13 protein-coding genes are annotated in these 16,029 nt (G+C 38.2%); 8 read left to right on the forward strand and 5 right to left on the reverse strand.

Going from position 1 to position 16,029, the window contains the following annotated elements; translation table 11 throughout:
- The first annotated feature begins 17 nt into the window (after positions 1-17).
- The 5 genes from ACGE0T_RS10340 to rpiB all read left to right on the forward strand — a co-directional run bounded on the left by ACGE0T_RS10340 (position 18) and on the right by rpiB (position 5,882).
- Positions 18-1,298 carry an MFS transporter gene (locus ACGE0T_RS10340; RefSeq protein ID WP_459190374.1) on the forward strand — a complete coding sequence of 427 codons (1,281 nt, stop codon included), beginning with the start codon at positions 18-20 and terminating at the stop codon, positions 1,296-1,298.
- 31 nt (positions 1,299-1,329) lie between these two features.
- The gene (gene galK / locus ACGE0T_RS10345) at positions 1,330-2,475 is read left to right on the forward strand and encodes a galactokinase (RefSeq protein ID WP_459190375.1); all 1,146 of its coding nucleotides are present in this window, start codon (positions 1,330-1,332) and stop codon (positions 2,473-2,475) included.
- Positions 2,476-2,507: 32 nt separating this feature from the next.
- Positions 2,508-3,200: an NUDIX hydrolase gene (locus ACGE0T_RS10350; protein WP_459190376.1), complete on the forward strand. Its 693-nt coding sequence runs from the start codon at positions 2,508-2,510 to the stop codon at positions 3,198-3,200.
- Between the two features lie 167 nt (positions 3,201-3,367).
- Positions 3,368-5,395 carry a transketolase family protein gene (locus tag ACGE0T_RS10355; RefSeq protein WP_459190377.1) on the forward strand — a complete coding sequence of 676 codons (2,028 nt, stop codon included), beginning with the start codon at positions 3,368-3,370 and terminating at the stop codon, positions 5,393-5,395.
- Between the two features lie 55 nt (positions 5,396-5,450).
- Positions 5,451-5,882: a ribose 5-phosphate isomerase B gene (gene rpiB / locus ACGE0T_RS10360; protein ID WP_459190378.1), complete on the forward strand. Its 432-nt coding sequence runs from the start codon at positions 5,451-5,453 to the stop codon at positions 5,880-5,882.
- An 86-nt stretch (positions 5,883-5,968) separates the two neighbouring features.
- On the opposite strand, the gene ACGE0T_RS10365 is transcribed toward rpiB, so the two are convergent.
- Positions 5,969-7,714 (reverse strand): helix-turn-helix domain-containing protein, encoded by a 1,746-nt coding sequence (locus ACGE0T_RS10365; protein ID WP_459190379.1) that lies wholly within the window; start codon positions 7,712-7,714, stop codon positions 5,969-5,971.
- Between the two features lie 252 nt (positions 7,715-7,966).
- Between ACGE0T_RS10365 and ACGE0T_RS10370 the strand changes: the two genes are divergently transcribed.
- The gene (locus tag ACGE0T_RS10370) at positions 7,967-8,857 is read left to right on the forward strand and encodes a hypothetical protein (RefSeq protein ID WP_459190380.1); all 891 of its coding nucleotides are present in this window, start codon (positions 7,967-7,969) and stop codon (positions 8,855-8,857) included.
- Between the two features lie 733 nt (positions 8,858-9,590).
- Here ACGE0T_RS10370 and ACGE0T_RS10375 read toward each other — a convergent pair.
- On the reverse strand, positions 9,591-10,781 hold the full coding sequence (locus tag ACGE0T_RS10375; RefSeq protein ID WP_459190381.1) for a FecR family protein: 1,191 nt from the start codon (positions 10,779-10,781) through the stop codon (positions 9,591-9,593).
- 98 nt (positions 10,782-10,879) lie between these two features.
- Positions 10,880-11,425: an RNA polymerase sigma factor gene (locus ACGE0T_RS10380; RefSeq protein ID WP_459190382.1), complete on the reverse strand. Its 546-nt coding sequence runs from the start codon at positions 11,423-11,425 to the stop codon at positions 10,880-10,882.
- A gap of 156 nt (positions 11,426-11,581) precedes the next feature.
- On the opposite strand from ACGE0T_RS10380, the gene ACGE0T_RS10385 reads away from it, so the two are divergent.
- A complete protein-coding gene (locus ACGE0T_RS10385; RefSeq protein WP_459190383.1) occupies positions 11,582-12,043 on the forward strand; it encodes a hypothetical protein in 462 nt (153 codons plus the stop codon).
- 126 nt (positions 12,044-12,169) lie between these two features.
- Here the strand turns inward: ACGE0T_RS10385 and ACGE0T_RS10390 are convergent, their stop codons facing one another.
- Positions 12,170-14,083, reverse strand: coding sequence for a fimbrillin family protein (locus ACGE0T_RS10390; protein WP_459190384.1), 1,914 nt, complete (start codon positions 14,081-14,083; stop codon positions 12,170-12,172).
- Positions 14,084-14,106: 23 nt separating this feature from the next.
- On the reverse strand, positions 14,107-14,241 hold the full coding sequence (locus tag ACGE0T_RS10395; protein ID WP_459190385.1) for a hypothetical protein: 135 nt from the start codon (positions 14,239-14,241) through the stop codon (positions 14,107-14,109).
- A 1,056-nt stretch (positions 14,242-15,297) separates the two neighbouring features.
- Here ACGE0T_RS10395 and ACGE0T_RS10400 point away from each other — a divergent pair.
- Positions 15,298-15,831 (forward strand): DUF418 domain-containing protein, encoded by a 534-nt coding sequence (locus ACGE0T_RS10400; RefSeq protein WP_459190456.1) that lies wholly within the window; start codon positions 15,298-15,300, stop codon positions 15,829-15,831.
- The last annotated feature ends 198 nt before the right edge of the window (positions 15,832-16,029 follow it).

A 16,029-nucleotide genomic window follows, 5' to 3' on the forward strand; every position in this document is an offset into this window, starting at 1 on the left:
TAAAACACACTAAGCAGATGAATTCTACCAGTCAAAAGAATTACACATTACCAATCATTATGATGGTTGCCCTGTTCTTCATGATTTCGTTCGTAACAGGCCTACAAAATCCATTTGGTATTATTGTAAAAAATCAGTTTGCAGCGAGTAACCTTATGTCTCAATTAGGTAACGCAGCCAACTTTATCGCTTATGCCTTCATGGGTATACCCGCAGGTATGTTATTGCAGAAAATCGGGTATAAGAAAACTGCACTTTTAGCAATTACAGTCGGATTTGTCGGAGTAGGTATCTCCTATTTATCCGGTCTGGCAGGTAGCTACGCCGTATATCTGACAGGCGCATTCGTATCCGGTTTCTCTATGTGTATGTTAAACACTGTAGTAAACCCGATGCTGAACACTTTAGGTGGTGGTGGCAACAAAGGTAACCAGTTAATTCAGGTTGCAGGCTCCGTTAACTCAATCGGTGCTACTATTGTTCCGGTATTGGTAGGTTACCTGATGGGGGATGCTGCCAGAGCAACAATCAACGATGCAAGCCCGGCTTTATTCCTTGCTATGGGTATCTTCGCCGTTGTATTCGTTGTATTGTTCCTGATGGATATTCCTGAACCACACATGGAAAAACAGAAACATGCACAAACTGCAGGACCTGACAAACACAGTGCTTTCTCTTTCCGTCACTTCATCCTGGGCACAATCGCCATCTTTATTTATGTAGGTGTTGAAGTAGGTATTCCTAACTTCATGAACTTGTTCGCAACCAGTCCCGAACTGAATATCGATACAACAACAGCAGGTAGTCTTGTTGGTACGTATTGGTTCCTGATGATGATCGGACGTTTGTGCGGCGCTTCTCTGGGCGCTAAATTCTCCAGTAAATCCATGTTAACACTGGCTTCTTGCGTAGGCTTGTTCTTTATTGCTATCGCAATCTTTGCTCCTATCGAAACGAAAGTCAGTATGCCTGTATTCTTGTCTTCTTTATCATTTGGTATGGTTGAAGTACCTATCGGTATTATGTTCCTGGCACTTTGCGGTCTTTGTACTTCTATCATGTGGGGTGGTATTTTCAACCTGGCTGTTGAAGGTTTGGGTAAATACACAGAAGCAGCTTCAGGTTTCTTCATGGTAATGGTTTGTGGTGGTGGTATCCTGCCGTTGGTTCAGGGTGTTGTTGCCGACGTTGCAGGCTTCCAGTATAGCTACTTTGTTATCCTGTTCGGTCTGGCATACTTATTGTATTATGCTTTAGTAGGAAGCAAAAACGTAAACAAAGATATTCCTGTAGAATAAATTAGATAAAGAACTTTATATCAGAATTATCATGAGACAGAAAATCAGAAATAAATTCCAAGAGTTATTTAATGTAGAAGGCAGTGTATATGCATCTCCCGGACGTATCAACCTGATTGGCGAACATACCGACTATAACGGAGGTTTCGTTTTCCCGGGTGCTATTGATAAAGGCATGATTGCTGAAATTAAACCGAACGGTACTGGTAAAGTACGCGCATTCTCCATAGACTTGAACGATTATGCTGAATTCGGTCTGACAGAAAATGATGCACCGGAAGCAAGCTGGGCAAGATATATTTTCGGTGTATGCCGTGAAATCATCAAACGCGGAGGAAAAATCCAAGGATTTGATACGGTTTTTGCCGGAGATGTTCCTCTGGGTGCCGGTATGTCTTCTTCAGCCGCATTGGAAAGCACTTACGCTTTTGCATTGAATGATTTGTTTTCTTTAAATATCGACAAATTCGAATTAGCTAAAATAGGACAATCAACTGAACACAACTACTGTGGCGTAAACTGCGGTATCATGGACCAGTTCGCTTCTGTTTTCGGTAAAGCAGGCAGCTTAATCCGTTTGGACTGCCGTTCTTTGGAATACAAATATTTCCCGTTCAACCCGGTTGGTTATAAGTTAGTGTTGTTGGATTCTGTAGTAAAACACGAATTGGCATCCTCCGCTTATAATAAACGCCGTCAGTCTTGTGAAAACGTAGTTGCCGCTATCCGTCGCAATCATCCGGAAGTTGAATTCTTACGTGATGCAACCATGGAGATGTTGAATGAAGTGAAAGCTGATGTCAGTGCAGAAGATTATATGCGTGCAGAATACGTAATCGAAGAAATCCAGCGTGTACTCGATGTTTGCGAAGCATTGGAAAAAGGCGATTATGAAACTGTTGGCCAAAAGATGTATGAAACACATCATGGCATGAGCAAACTGTATGAAGTAAGCTGTGAAGAACTGGATTTCCTGAACGACATAGCTAAAGAATGTGGAGTAACAGGCTCACGTGTTATGGGTGGTGGCTTCGGCGGTTGTACAATCAACCTCGTTAAGGAAGACAAGTATGATGCATTTGTGAAAAAGGCATTTGAATCATATACTGCTAAATTTGGTCACGAACCGAAACTGTACGATGTAGTAATCAGCGACGGTGCACGTAAATTAGCCTAATAATAAATTCATCTAATAATCCATTAAAAGTTATGACTACCGCCTTTTATCAAGAGGAAGACAAATTTTATGTTGCTGTAGACTGTATCATATTAGGTTTCAACCAAGGTGAACTTAATATACTACTTTACAAACGCAATATGGAACCACTAAAAGGAGAATGGTCATTAATAGGAGGCTTTGTCAAAACCGGAGAAAGTGTGGACGATGCAGCTTTGCGTGTACTCACAGAATGCTCCGGTATTGACCACCTTTATATGGAGCAGGTAGGAGCTTATGGGGAAGTTGCCCGTGATCTTGGAGAGCGGGTTATCTCCGTAGCCTATTATTCATTGGTAAACATGAACGATTTCAATGAGGATATACTTAAAGAGCACAATGCCATTTGGGTAAAATTAAGTGATCTTCCTACATTGATATTCGATCATAAGCAGATGATAGCCGATACATTGACACGTTTGCGCGGAAAAGCCATGTCGTGCCCGGTAGGGTTCAATCTGCTTCCGGAGAAGTTTACCCTCCCCCAACTTCAGAGTTTGTACGAAGCAATTTATCAGACTCCGCTGGATAAAAGAAATTTCCGGAAGAAATTAAATTCTATGGATATTCTTGAAAAATTAGATGAAAAAGACAAAAAGAGTTCAAAGAGAGGCGCTTTTTATTATACTTTTCATAAAGAAAAATATGACAGCCTGTTAGAACGAGGATTTTACTTCTCATTATAAGAATAAAGCCGGAACATAAGTTTCGGCTTTATTTTTTATCGTTTGTCTCTCTTTATGAGAAAGATCTTACAGTAGAAGAACTTTACCGAAAATGAATTGTTACACAGATATGATGGTCTATACAAAGAGATTGACTATATTTGCATAAAAAATAAAAACTCATCAAAATGAACGATATTAAATTAATGAACAAAGCAGCAGACAACATCCGTATTTTGTCTGCCTCTATGGTCGAAAAAGCTAAATCCGGTCACCCAGGTGGAGCAATGGGTGGAGCAGACTTTGTAAACGTCTTGTTTTCAGAGTTTATGGTATACGATCCTAAAAATCCTACCTGGGAAAGCAGAGACCGTTATTTCCAGGATCCGGGCCATATGTCTCCAATGCTTTATTCAGTACTTGCCCTTACAGGCAAATTCACAATTGATGAATTGAAACAATTCCGCCAGTGGGGAAGTGTTACTCCGGGACATCCTGAAGTAAACGTACAACGCGGTATCGAAAATACATCCGGCCCTCTGGGACAAGGTCATACCTATGCAGTAGGTGCTGCTATAGCTGCCAAGTTCCTGAAAGCGCGTCTGGGTGATGTCATGAATCAAACAATTTACGCATATATTTCCGACGGAGGCATCCAGGAAGAAATTTCACAGGGCGCCGGACGCATTGCAGGTACATTAGGACTTGACAACCTTATCATGTTCTATGATGCAAACAACATACAGTTGTCTACGACCGTAGAAGAAGTGACAGCAGAAAATGTTGCCATGAAATATGAAGCTTGGGGTTGGAAAGTTATTACAATAAACGGTAATGACGTAACAGAAATCCGTAAAGCATTAACAGAAGCAAAAGCCGAGACTTCCCGTCCTACCCTTATTATCGGTAATACAATTATGGGTAAAGGAGCTTTAGGAGAAGACAAGAGCAGCTATGAAAATAAGGTATCCACTCACGGACAACCTCTCTCCGCTGCCGGTGTTTCTATTTCCGAAACTATCAAGAATTTAGGGGGAAACCCTGAAGACCCATTCCAGATATTCCCTGAAGTTGCAGAGTTATATGCTAAACGTGCCAAAGAGCTGGAAGCAATCGTTGCCGAACGCTATGCTGCAAAAGCAGAGTGGGCAAAAGCAAATCCGGAATTGGCTGCTAAAATGGAGAAATGGTTCTCAGGTGAAGTTCCAGCCATCGACTGGAAAGCAATCGAACAGAAGCCGAATCAGGCAACCCGCACCGCTTCGGCCACCGTTTTAGGTATATTGGCTACTCAGGTCGGCAATATGATTTGTGCATCCGCCGACTTATCCAACTCGGATAAGACAGATGGTTTCCTGAAGAAAACCCATTCTTTTGTAAAAGGAGACTTCAGCGGTGCTTTCTTCCAGGCTGGTGTAGCCGAATTGACAATGGCTTGCGTATGTATCGGTATGGCGCTGCATGGCGGCGTTATCGTAGCTTGCGGAACATTCTTCGTATTCTCCGATTATATGAAGCCTGCAATACGTATGGCTGCATTAATGGAATTGCCGGTTAAGTTTATCTGGTCGCACGATGCATTCCGTGTGGGAGAAGACGGGCCGACACACGAACCAGTTGAACAGGAAGCACAAATCCGCCTGATGGAGAAACTGAAAAACCATAAGGGACATAACTCAATGTTGGTACTTCGTCCTGCCGACGTATGCGAAGCAACTGTTGCCTGGAAGATGGCAATGGAAAACACCTCCACTCCTACCGGCTTGATTTTCTCCCGTCAAAACATTAACGATTTGCCTTCTAAGGGCAATCGGTATGAAGATGCTTTACAGGCAGAAAAAGGAGCATACATTGTAGAAAGCGACGAAAATCCGGATGTAGTTATGGTTGCTTCGGGTTCGGAAGTATCGACCTTGGAAGAAGGTGCCGCATTGCTTCGTGCCGATGGCGTTAAAGTACGTATCGTATCCGTTCCTTCAGAAGGCTTGTTCCGTAGCCAGAGCAAAGAATATCAGGAATCGGTAATTCCTACCGGCAGTAAGATATTCGGATTGACTGCGGGCTTACCGGTTAACCTGGAAGGTTTGGTTGGTGCAAACGGTAAAATCTGGGGATTGGAATCGTTTGGTTTCTCCGCTCCTTATAAGGTACTGGACGAAAAGCTTGGTTTCACCGGACAGAATGTATATAAACAAGTAAAAGAATTATTAGGATAAAAAAATAACGGAAAGGGAGTCTCGTGAGAGTCTCCCTCTTCTATAAAAAATAGATATGAAGACAATAGGTTTATGTTGTGACCACGCTGGGTACGAACTCAAAGAATATGTAAAACAACTACTCGATTCTAAAGGATTAGCTTATAAAGATTTCGGTACAAATTCTATGGATAGTTGCGATTATCCGGACTTTGCCCATCCCCTTGCTGTAGCCGTTGAAGCCGGAGAAGTATATCCCGGGATAGCTATCTGCGGAACAGGCAATGGAATCGCCATGACATTGAACAAACATCAGGGCATACGGGCCGCTTTGTGCTGGGAAGAAGAAATAGCACGTTTGGCCCGCGAACATAACAATGCAAACATTATTGTTATGCCCGGTCGATTTATCAGCCGGGAAGAAGCAACCCGTTCGGTAGAAACATTCCTGAACACTCCATTTGAAGGCGGACGCCATCAACGGAGAATTGATAAAATACCAGTATAAGATATTTTCCAGATAAAAAACAAATCCTTCTCTGCCTCTATATTATAGATTCAGAGAAGGATTTGTTTTTATAAAATTTCCCCCATTTATTCTTCTTCCTTCAATCCGTCACCTTGTTCCTTATATTCCTTATTCAATTTGGCATATTGTACGGGAGACATACCATAACGGGCACTAAATAAACGGGACATTGTACGATAAGAACCAAAACCACAAGTGGAAGCAACAACATGCATATCACAATCCACCTCTTCGGAGATTTGTTTTACCACCATTTCCAAACGCAGGCTGTTTATATAATTGGTAAAATTCATGCCTGTATGAGCCTGTAAAACTGCAATAAACTTATTCTTGTTTGTAAAGAGTCTCTTCACTACATAATCCCGTGTAAGCGATGGGTCTTGAAGCAGATGCTCTTCCTTCAGTAGCCTGACAAACTGTTCGAATAAATTGTCCGCTCCATTTCCATCCAGTTTCAATTCTTCATTTTGGGAACGTATCAGATCTTCCAATTGCTGTATACGTTCCTGAGCTTTATCTTTCAATTTCAGATACTCATTCATCTGTGTATACATCTTCTTGTTACGCCGTCTTTCCTGAATAACCACTCCAATAATCAAAATAATAATAACCAGGCACAAAACCACAGTCACAACAGCCGAAGAGATAATCATATCCCCTTGGTGTATCCGGACTTTCTGCCGCTCTATCTGTGATTCTTTTTCTTGCATATTATATAAGGTAGCCATCTCTAAAGCCTTACTCCTCCTGTCCCGTTCATAAAGGGTATCGGATAATACCGATGTCTTCTGATAAAAAGAAACAGCTTCTTTATATTTATGAAGATTCAGATAAGCTTCTGCCAACTGACGGCAAGTTTCAACAAATGGAGACGTAATATCTCCCAGACTTTCATAAAACTGATAGTTTCTCTCCAACAACCTGATTATATCCTCGTTATTTCCCAATGCCTGATAATATCTGACAGCCAATTCCCTTCCGGTTACACTGTCAAAACAAGGATTCGACTCAAGAATCTTAAAATACTTTCCTGCCTCATCATATTGTTTCATTTTACTTAGAACATAAGCAAGGTTACCATAACAATGGCACTGTTGCATTTCCAGTACACGAGGAGGCATTAGCTTTTTATCGGCATCCGAAAAATTATTTATCACATCCAAATGCATTAACGCTGTTTGGTAAGCCTTTTCATAACTCTTATCTTCACAATAATCTAAGGTCAATTCATTATAGCATTCCGACAATTCATATAAAGCTCTTGTCCTACGCAAAGGAGGCCCTGACATATCATCTGCCACTTTTATAAAAAGGCTGATCGCCTCATTTGCAAAATGGTATCCCTGCTTTTTATCACCTAAAGCAATATATGCCTTACCTATCGTCCAATAAGGCCACCGTTTCACCCGGTCATCCAAATTCAATTCTTTAATCTTATCCAATTGTAAACCGGCACATTCTATTGCTTTCCCGTATTCGTCGATAGCCAGATAATCATCACAAAGATTTCTTGTCGCATTTATAAAATAAGAATAGTTGTTTTGTACGGAGTCTTCCGCCAAAAGCAAATTCTCATATTTTATAGAAAGCATATATTGTGAAGTATGTTTATAAATATCCGCCTGCACCCAATACAATTGATAATCGGGTATATCCTTTTTACCCCACACACTATCCAACAACCGCTGTGCATTTTGAGGATCTGTATTCGCTAACGAACGGATAAATATTATATCCAAACTGTCTTGAACCTCAGACTTACCATAGTAAGAGAACAGCAAAAAACAAAAAAATACACATAATACTCGCATCTTCATCTTTTATCAAGTCATTTCCAGAACACAAAAATACAATAATCAACATTAAACTAACAGACACAAACAAATATCCATCAAAAATAACAAGATCATAATAATAATCAATAGTTTATAGCATAAAATAAACAGATCTTCCTGTGAACGGCTAAGTTTAGTTGTGATGTTTTATCCTCAAATTGTGACAAAATAGCCCTTTATATACTTGCTATATAGATATTTTTGCAACAAATATCAAATTACACAATTATGAAAAGAAATTTGTTTATATTCTCATTTTTAATTGCAACAGCATTATTCGCGTCATGCGAAAAGGACCAGACTCCCAAACTGACACCTGCCGAACCCGGACAAATTACAATGGACAGGACCAAAGTTGGCGCCGGACAACCTGTTACCCTGACTTGTCCCATATCCCTGGGTGAAAATGTCAAATCTTATGAAGTAAGATGGAAATATCCGAGTGGCATATCTTCAGAACCAGTTCAATTAGAGGATGGAAAGGCTATATTAAAAGACTATACGCCATCAAGTGCAGGACACTACATACTTGCCTGCACCGTTTCATCACTGGGTGACGGAGGTTTCGAAAATAAAGAAGCTACAATAGAATTCGATGTTGTCAATTGTGATTTCAAAACTTCTTTTTGGGGCGACAACCTCAACGATACCAAACGGAATGCACCCGGCATCCAGAAATTAGAAGGACGAAGTGATGTCTACTTTTTAATATCCGAAGACGCAAACAAGAATCAAATCTTCACTTACTATGTCTTTTCCAATGATAAATTATCTAAAGGCCTTGAAAGTTTGATTGCCGATAATTTGAGGCCTATCCGTAACCGGGTAAAAGCATCCACATTACCTATAGCTGAAAGCTATAGCCTAAGCTTTTCTGGTTTTTGGAAAGAAGGAGCAGTTGAGACAACTCAACAAGAGGCAATTTTAGCCAAAATGATGGCAGACCCATCATTAAAAAACATATCGCCTCAAGAAATCGATAAACTTTACGAACCTGTTTTAAAAGGTGATTTAACGATGGAATTCACATGTTCTAACGGTAGTACAAACTCGGTATTAACGATCGAAAAACAAAAAGACGCAGACAAAATTGCTTTTCGAACTGTTTTCGAACCATAATTGATACATTTCTGCCGGACAGCCCTTTTGTCATTCTGACAAAAAGACAAAAACAGCTATTCCTACGTTACCTGTATGGAGCTACATCCGGTATCAGTTGTAAATATGCGAATCTCACAGGGTTTAGCTTTGTCTGTTTGTTGACGTAAATAGTATAATGCTTACTAATTGAATAAAGAGACGGTTTATTTATTATACGCGAAAAACGCGGGTTAATACATACTATTTGCTCATTAATCCGCGTTTTCCGCGTCATTATCATCTAATCATATTGTTACGTTTATTAGTAGACAACAATCTATTTGACATCTGAATCCAGTCTGGTATTAGTATCATTCCAGAACCGTGTCTTCACTTAAGGGCATCAAAAACAAAACATATATGATTCGATTTCAAAACATATATGCTTTAAAGTCAAAACATACATGTTTTATCCGCGCGGATAGTTGTATTTGAGTGCACAGACTGCTGGAATTTGTTGGCAAAATAACTGGAAATTGGCCCGGAATAGATGAAAATAGGTTCCGGATAGTACACAAAACCCTATTTTTAGCACTAAAAAAGAGTAAATTTCCTCCTAAAATGACTTTTATACATACATGCTGAGTCAAAACAAAAGGCTTTATTCAATCAAAGTGTCAAAAAACAGCACAAAAACGGAACATTATGAAATATCGAAAAGGCAACCTGAACCTATTAAACGGTACTTTTTGAGAAGAATTAGAAAGATAGTTCAGGAGATACTACGCTTCAATTCGATAACATTCCCTTTTATCTCATAGGTGATTGGCAAGCTCTTTTGCAAAGTTTGCAATACCTGTTCCACATTTTCAAATAAAATAAGTTTTCCGGTACATTTCAAATTCTCGATATCGGACGAACAGGCAAACCGGAGATAATAATAATGGGACAGGCGGCTAAGAATATCTTTCAATTCCTTCTGATTAAATTGCAAGAATCCATCTTTCCAGGAGATATAATCATAAATATCTACATGGGAAACCGACATCTGCTCTTTATCCAGCACTAACATCTCATTGGGCTTGATCCGTTTTTCCTCTCCCGAACAGTTATCTACAGATACACTCCCCTCTTTCAGGATCACTGCTTGCTGCGGGTCATCATTATAGGCTGTAACATTAAATGAAGTTCCCAATACTTTCACCTTCATCCGTGACGTCTCCACATAGAAAGGATGGGAAGAATCCTTTTTTACTTCCAGATAAATCTCGCCGTTCACATGGATTGTACGGTCATCACCGTCAAAGCGGTCGGGGAAGCGAAGTACTGTGCCTGAATTGACCCATACTTTAGTTCCATCAGCTAAAAGAATAGACGACTGGCGACCTTTGGGCACCGTCAGCTGGTTTAAAGAAATCTCTTCTTCCTGCTCATCTTCAATAGCAGCTATATTCTTCTCTGAAATCTCTATTTTACCTTTTTTGTTTACACTGATAGGAGTTTTGTCTATGACCCGGACCTTCTTCTTTGTTGTTAATTGCAATGTTATTTCAGTCTGCGTGCTATCTATGCACATATGCTGGGCAATGAAAGAATTTGCCGTATCAAGGCTTCTCCCTTTTTGTACATGCCATCCAATACCAATAGAACAAAGCAAAACAACGCAAGCGGCGGCATATTGCCAAAATAAATACCGGCGCTTGGCTTGCTTATGCTTAACCGCATTTTGCTTAATACGTAATTTAAGAGATTCTTTTTCATCGGGAGATAAGCTGTACCGGTTCATCCGGGCAGAACAAACAACATCCTTCGCATGCCGTACTGTCAACTTTTCTTCCGGAAAAGCATCCAAATAGCCATTCCAATAAGCATCCGACTCTTCTGTCGGACACAGGCACCATAAAATAAACAAATCTTCATGGATTAATTCTTTTTCCGTTTTCTTACAATTGTATTGAGCCATCTCCTTCCTATAGATATTTAAATAAAGACGCAAATATTTTAAATTTGTCCCTATGCACAACCTAAATAAATATTAATAAGCAACACTTTTACAAACACTTAAGGTTTCATCAGGACAACCAGCCATATGAACATAAGCAGTAATTTCTCTTCCTGCATCCGTTCGATAGCCCGGTAAGTCAATTTCCGCACACTCTTTGTCGTAATTTGAAGTATCCGGGCAATTTCTTCATAACTCAAATCCTGCATATAATGCAGATAAATCACTTCCCGTTGCTTACCGGTAAGCAAACTCATTAGATATTCAATCTGCTTAGAACATTCCTGCCGCTCTTCCTCGTCCTCCAGCAAATCCAATGTCTCCACCTTAATTAAAAAGTCATATTCGCTTGTCTCTTCCAGATTCTTATAGGGTATTTCCTTTCGTTTCAAAGAGATAATCCGGTTTTTCAGGCTACACAGGAGATAAAATTTGACATTGGTGGTAATATTCAACTTATCCCCTCCCTCATAGAGATGAAGAAAGACATCGTGTATGGCATCCATCAGAATGTCTTTATCGATGCCAAAAGCCATTCCATATGAAAACATGTCATTTACATAGGTCTCATACCATTGGTCAAAGTCTCTTTCCTCTTGTCTCATATATTCATAAACACAAAAAAATGAAGTAGACACAAATTTAAAAGAAAATCTCCAGTAAAAAACAAAAAGGGATAAAATTCATTACTTTTACAAAGAGCTATTGCTTTGCATGGATAAAACGTGATACATCATTCTAATAACGAAAACAATACTACAATGGAAAAAAATATAATAGACGAACTATTCAGCGATATCCTAAATGAATTTAAAAATAGTAGTGGTAACTTTACTTTTACCCTTAATGATTCACTCCGGAAAATATGTAATGCTCCTGATAATAGTTGTGGCGTCTACATTTATACCATGGAGCAGGAGCACAAAGAAGTTCCTATTTATATAGGATGTTCCGGTGAAATAATAAATGGAGAGCCACACCCTCGATATGGAGGTCTAAAAAGACGTATCTATGGAAAACAAGAAGGTATACGGAGAGATATCTTTTATAAAGAAGTTATGAAAAAAAGAGGTATCGGACAATTAAAAGTATATTGGTATGACACAGGCAATAAAGATCCGGAGTTTATCGAATATCAACTAATTCTAAAATTCATCCTTCATTATCACGAATTACCGGCTTACAACAAAAAATTAGAAAAGAAATCAATATACATCCCGTGACATCCAGATAGTCCGGTTCCGGATGCAAGAATAGATATTCACAAATACAAAAATACCCCTCGACTATTCTCTAGCCAAGAGGTATTATTGTGTTTAAATGAAAATAGGTTCTGGTATAAGGTGAACTTATTCTATCGGAACAAGTTTTGGTATCGTATTATCATCACCTCCGGATGCAAACTTATAAGGGCTTGCATAATCCGGGTTATTTGTATTCCATTCTTCAATAATTGCATTAAGTGAAGCAATCGTTTCATCACTGTTCAAATCGGAGATAAGGCTTGGGCCTTTGGTATTCCAACCTTGACCTTTATTATCTGAACCCGCAACAAACAAGTCTGCATTACCCACAAAATACAAGTCTTCCGTTTTTTCTATATCATAATATAACATATCCCCAACTAACCCTCCTACATAAGAGCTATTATCACCAGCTTTTATTTCACCTTCATTCAAGCAACCTTTTATGTAATTTTTGTCAGAAGACAACATCCCTGCCATTCCACCATGATCCCCCTGACTATCAATTGTTCCGTGATTGATGCAAGCTATAATCTTTTCACTCGTCCCCATAATACCCCCTGTATTACCTGAGCTATTATGCTTTATTTCTCCATAATTCTCACAAGCAATACAATATACATTAGTACCTCTATAAATTATTCCACCTACGTCAGAGCTATTACAGGTAATATTTGCCTTGTTCACGCATCCAATAATATAAGTCCATAGTCCATAACTAACTATACCGGCACATCCTCCGTTTCCTGTAATCTCTCCTGAATCTAAAATTACATTTTTAATTACAGCTGGATTTGATGTACTTCCATAAGCAAATCCAAATAGTCCAGGATTATCACTTGTCAAGTTTATATAAATATTTTCCACTTTATATCCATTTCCATTATATGAACCTTTAAAACCTAAAGATGATGATTTTCCTATAGGAGTCCATTGATTTTCAGCATCACACTTCAAATCCAAATCAACTCCTTGAGTCAAAGTCCAATTGGAAAAACCATTATAATTATACCCATCGGAATACGTTTTATTCCCAAGGTTGGTTACCAAAGCCACCCAAACTAATTCTTCACGTGACATAATTTGGAGCGTTTTAGCCTCATAATCTATTATATCCGGTTTTTTAGCAGTAAGCACAGCTTTTGAGAGGTCCAATTCTAACGTTTTCGTATAACGTTTTCCCGCTTCAAAAGTTGCATTGGACGTAGGCACATCTATATATTTCTCTGAACCATTGTCATAAAGGTATATTCTTACATTCATATCACTATTCATAGCAGGAAAAGAAGCCATAGCTACGATAGTAGTGGTTGTACTAAGTACCGGTCCTGTCATATAAGAAAGTGTCAATTTATTTCCTGCCGAACTTATATCAGAAAGTTCTTTAGTATACACATTCAAATTTTTCTTATTGTAAAGATTACTTCCTGACACTTCTATATTTCCGAGAGTAACTCCCGCCTTAGCATTCTTTAACGTCAGATTAAACTGTAACAAAGCACAAAGATGCTCCATTTTAAAAGTCATATTATCTTCATCATCTAAATGTCCGGCTTCTTTGCCTACCATATAAGTGTATGGAAACAGATAAGAATATTCGTTAGAAATTATACCTCCTGTTTGAGTCGTCAAATCCAAAGAAACAGCCTCACCTGTACCATAAGCATAGTTTGTCCCATTATAAAGCACATAATAGTTGTCGTCAGAGGACTTCGTCACAGTCCCTTCAAACTTTGCCGATTTTGATTTTTCTGTAATAGAAGTTGTAAGAGTTCCTAATTTTGCTTTAGCTCCACGTTGATTGATACCAAAAGCATGTATGGCATCATCAGATGTCCAAAAAACATCTGCACTATTATCATTCGGTTCAATATCGACTTTTGTTACTTCCCCTTGAGAAAGTATTGCTGCAACATGTATTTGCTCCTCTCCATTGCCATTCTCTTTCTTAATCTCATCCTTACTACAACCTGATAGAAAAAAAGCAGTTGTTACCAATAGAAATAATATTTTTTTCATGATTATCAAATGCCATTTAATTTTTACCACGTTCCTCCATCACCAAAATCAGGAGTACTACCATCAAGGATAGCTCCTTCTATTTCCATTTCCACTACCTCAATAAAGGGTTTTTCATAGGCTATCTTAGCCTCTTGGTCTTTTTCCATTGGTCTCATAAAAAACACTGTTTAATAATTTTGTTATACAATAATCAACTTAGTTCTGTTCGAACTAATATGTAAATATTGATTATCAAGACACATAGCCTATAAACACGTATTTTAGGAACGATTTAAAAATCATAGTATTATAGATTATCTAATACGTTAATTATTGTTTTTCCAATCAGAGAAGGAATAATCTAAAAGAAAAATTTAAAATCAACCGCCAATATATATAAATCAAAACATAAAGTAAAATAATATATTTCAGAAATATGATATTTAGTTGATAAACAATTTATTAATAAAACAGAATGAAGCTTTTTAATTGAAATATAGAATTATTTTTGTACTCCCTATATTCGTAGATTTTATTATTAGTTCGAACAGAACTAAGTCTAAATTAATACTAATATACACATATAGAAACAAAATAGCCCTACTCTCACAGGTTAAGCTGTATTTTCCTAATCAAAGAAATGGTAACCATCTAAAACGGCCGGCCACTTCGTACATTGGGCTATCCACTCTGTATGCCATAATTAAAGACCTTGTATATCGAAGACTGATAAAATTGAACGTCAGGAGCAGCGCTACACCGGACGTTCTTTTTTCTGTATGAATTATAAATAAAGCTAATACGTAGTAGTCATTGTCGTAGAAATTTCATCAGGTAAAGTCGAATCACTCTTTCATAATATCTCATATGTATACACCTTATTAATAGTATATTTATGCTTATCTACCATTAGAATCTTAAGATGGTCATTAGATCCCTTAAATTAAAAAAAGAGTGTATAAGTATGATCTTTAGCTATATATCCTCTACTAACATGATATATATCATGACCTTTAAAAGTAGCTTTCATTTTTGCATCATGTACTTTTTGTTCTCCCTCCAGACCATAGTCTTTAAAACCCAATATATAACCCACACATTTTTTTAGATCATGACTATCGTCACTCAATCCGGAAACATCCAAGATATTACTCAAAACAGTATTTGTCACATTTTATTGGAGTTTCGGAGAAGCTCGTTATCCACAAATGATGGGTCTGTTTATTCTTGGAATGCTTATAGGACGTTCTGGTGTATACAAAGACGAGAAAAAAATAATACTGTATAGCCGCAAGACACTGCCATGCAGTATTGTTTGCTCTGTAATATTTAAGGTTGTATTACTTGTACTTCCATTTATAAATATAAACGGGATGGAGCTTATTTACGGCGATATATTATTCAGCGCCTATGCAAATTTAAGCATGGGCATGATGTATATCTCAGCCTTCATGCTTCTTTATCATACAACTAAGAATCAAAATTGGATGGAAAAAATTGCACCTTTCGGACGAATGAGTGTCACGAATTATGTGATGGAAGGACTAATATGCGTTCCTCTTTTTTACGGATATGGTTTTAATCTGGCTGTGCAATTAAGTTACTTGCAATCTTGTTTGATAGGATTGGTAATTTTCGCTTTCCAGGTATTATTCAGCAACAGGTGGATCAAACGATATTATTTCGGGCCACTTGAATGGCTATGGAGAAGTTGCACATGGTTAAAGTTCGTTCCGTTAAAAAGAAAGGTAATAAATACTCCATGATAATAGAAATCAGCTGGTCCCTGTACCACTCACAAAGCAAAATGGAACATATTTGTTCCAGACATCCGAATAAAATGTACAGAAGAATTAAAGAATAAAAATTCTTTAGGAACATTCAACTAAATCTTCATGGTTATACAAATCTCAAAAAGTAATACATAGGCCGGAGTTATCATTCCTCGGCTGTACTTCCTAACA

The sequence above is a fragment of the Parabacteroides sp. APC149_11_2_Y6 genome (assembly GCF_054506995.1).

Coding starts and splice junctions, on each gene's coding strand:
- ACGE0T_RS10350 (WP_459190376.1), top strand. CDS start 2,508: ATGACTACCGCCTTTTATCAAGAGGAAGACAAATTTTATGTTGCTGTA.
- ACGE0T_RS10340 (WP_459190374.1), top strand. CDS start 18: ATGAATTCTACCAGTCAAAAGAATTACACATTACCAATCATTATGATG.
- ACGE0T_RS10375 (WP_459190381.1), bottom strand. CDS start 10,781: ATGGCTCAATACAATTGTAAGAAAACGGAAAAAGAATTAATCCATGAA.
- ACGE0T_RS10390 (WP_459190384.1), bottom strand. CDS start 14,083: ATGAAAAAAATATTATTTCTATTGGTAACAACTGCTTTTTTTCTATCA.
- rpiB (WP_459190378.1), top strand. CDS start 5,451: ATGAAGACAATAGGTTTATGTTGTGACCACGCTGGGTACGAACTCAAA.
- ACGE0T_RS10370 (WP_459190380.1), top strand. CDS start 7,967: ATGAAAAGAAATTTGTTTATATTCTCATTTTTAATTGCAACAGCATTA.
- galK (WP_459190375.1), top strand. CDS start 1,330: ATGAGACAGAAAATCAGAAATAAATTCCAAGAGTTATTTAATGTAGAA.
- ACGE0T_RS10400 (WP_459190456.1), top strand. CDS start 15,298: ATGCTTATAGGACGTTCTGGTGTATACAAAGACGAGAAAAAAATAATA.
- ACGE0T_RS10385 (WP_459190383.1), top strand. CDS start 11,582: ATGGAAAAAAATATAATAGACGAACTATTCAGCGATATCCTAAATGAA.
- ACGE0T_RS10365 (WP_459190379.1), bottom strand. CDS start 7,714: ATGCGAGTATTATGTGTATTTTTTTGTTTTTTGCTGTTCTCTTACTAT.
- ACGE0T_RS10380 (WP_459190382.1), bottom strand. CDS start 11,425: ATGAGACAAGAGGAAAGAGACTTTGACCAATGGTATGAGACCTATGTA.
- ACGE0T_RS10395 (WP_459190385.1), bottom strand. CDS start 14,241: ATGAGACCAATGGAAAAAGACCAAGAGGCTAAGATAGCCTATGAAAAA.
- ACGE0T_RS10355 (WP_459190377.1), top strand. CDS start 3,368: ATGAACGATATTAAATTAATGAACAAAGCAGCAGACAACATCCGTATT.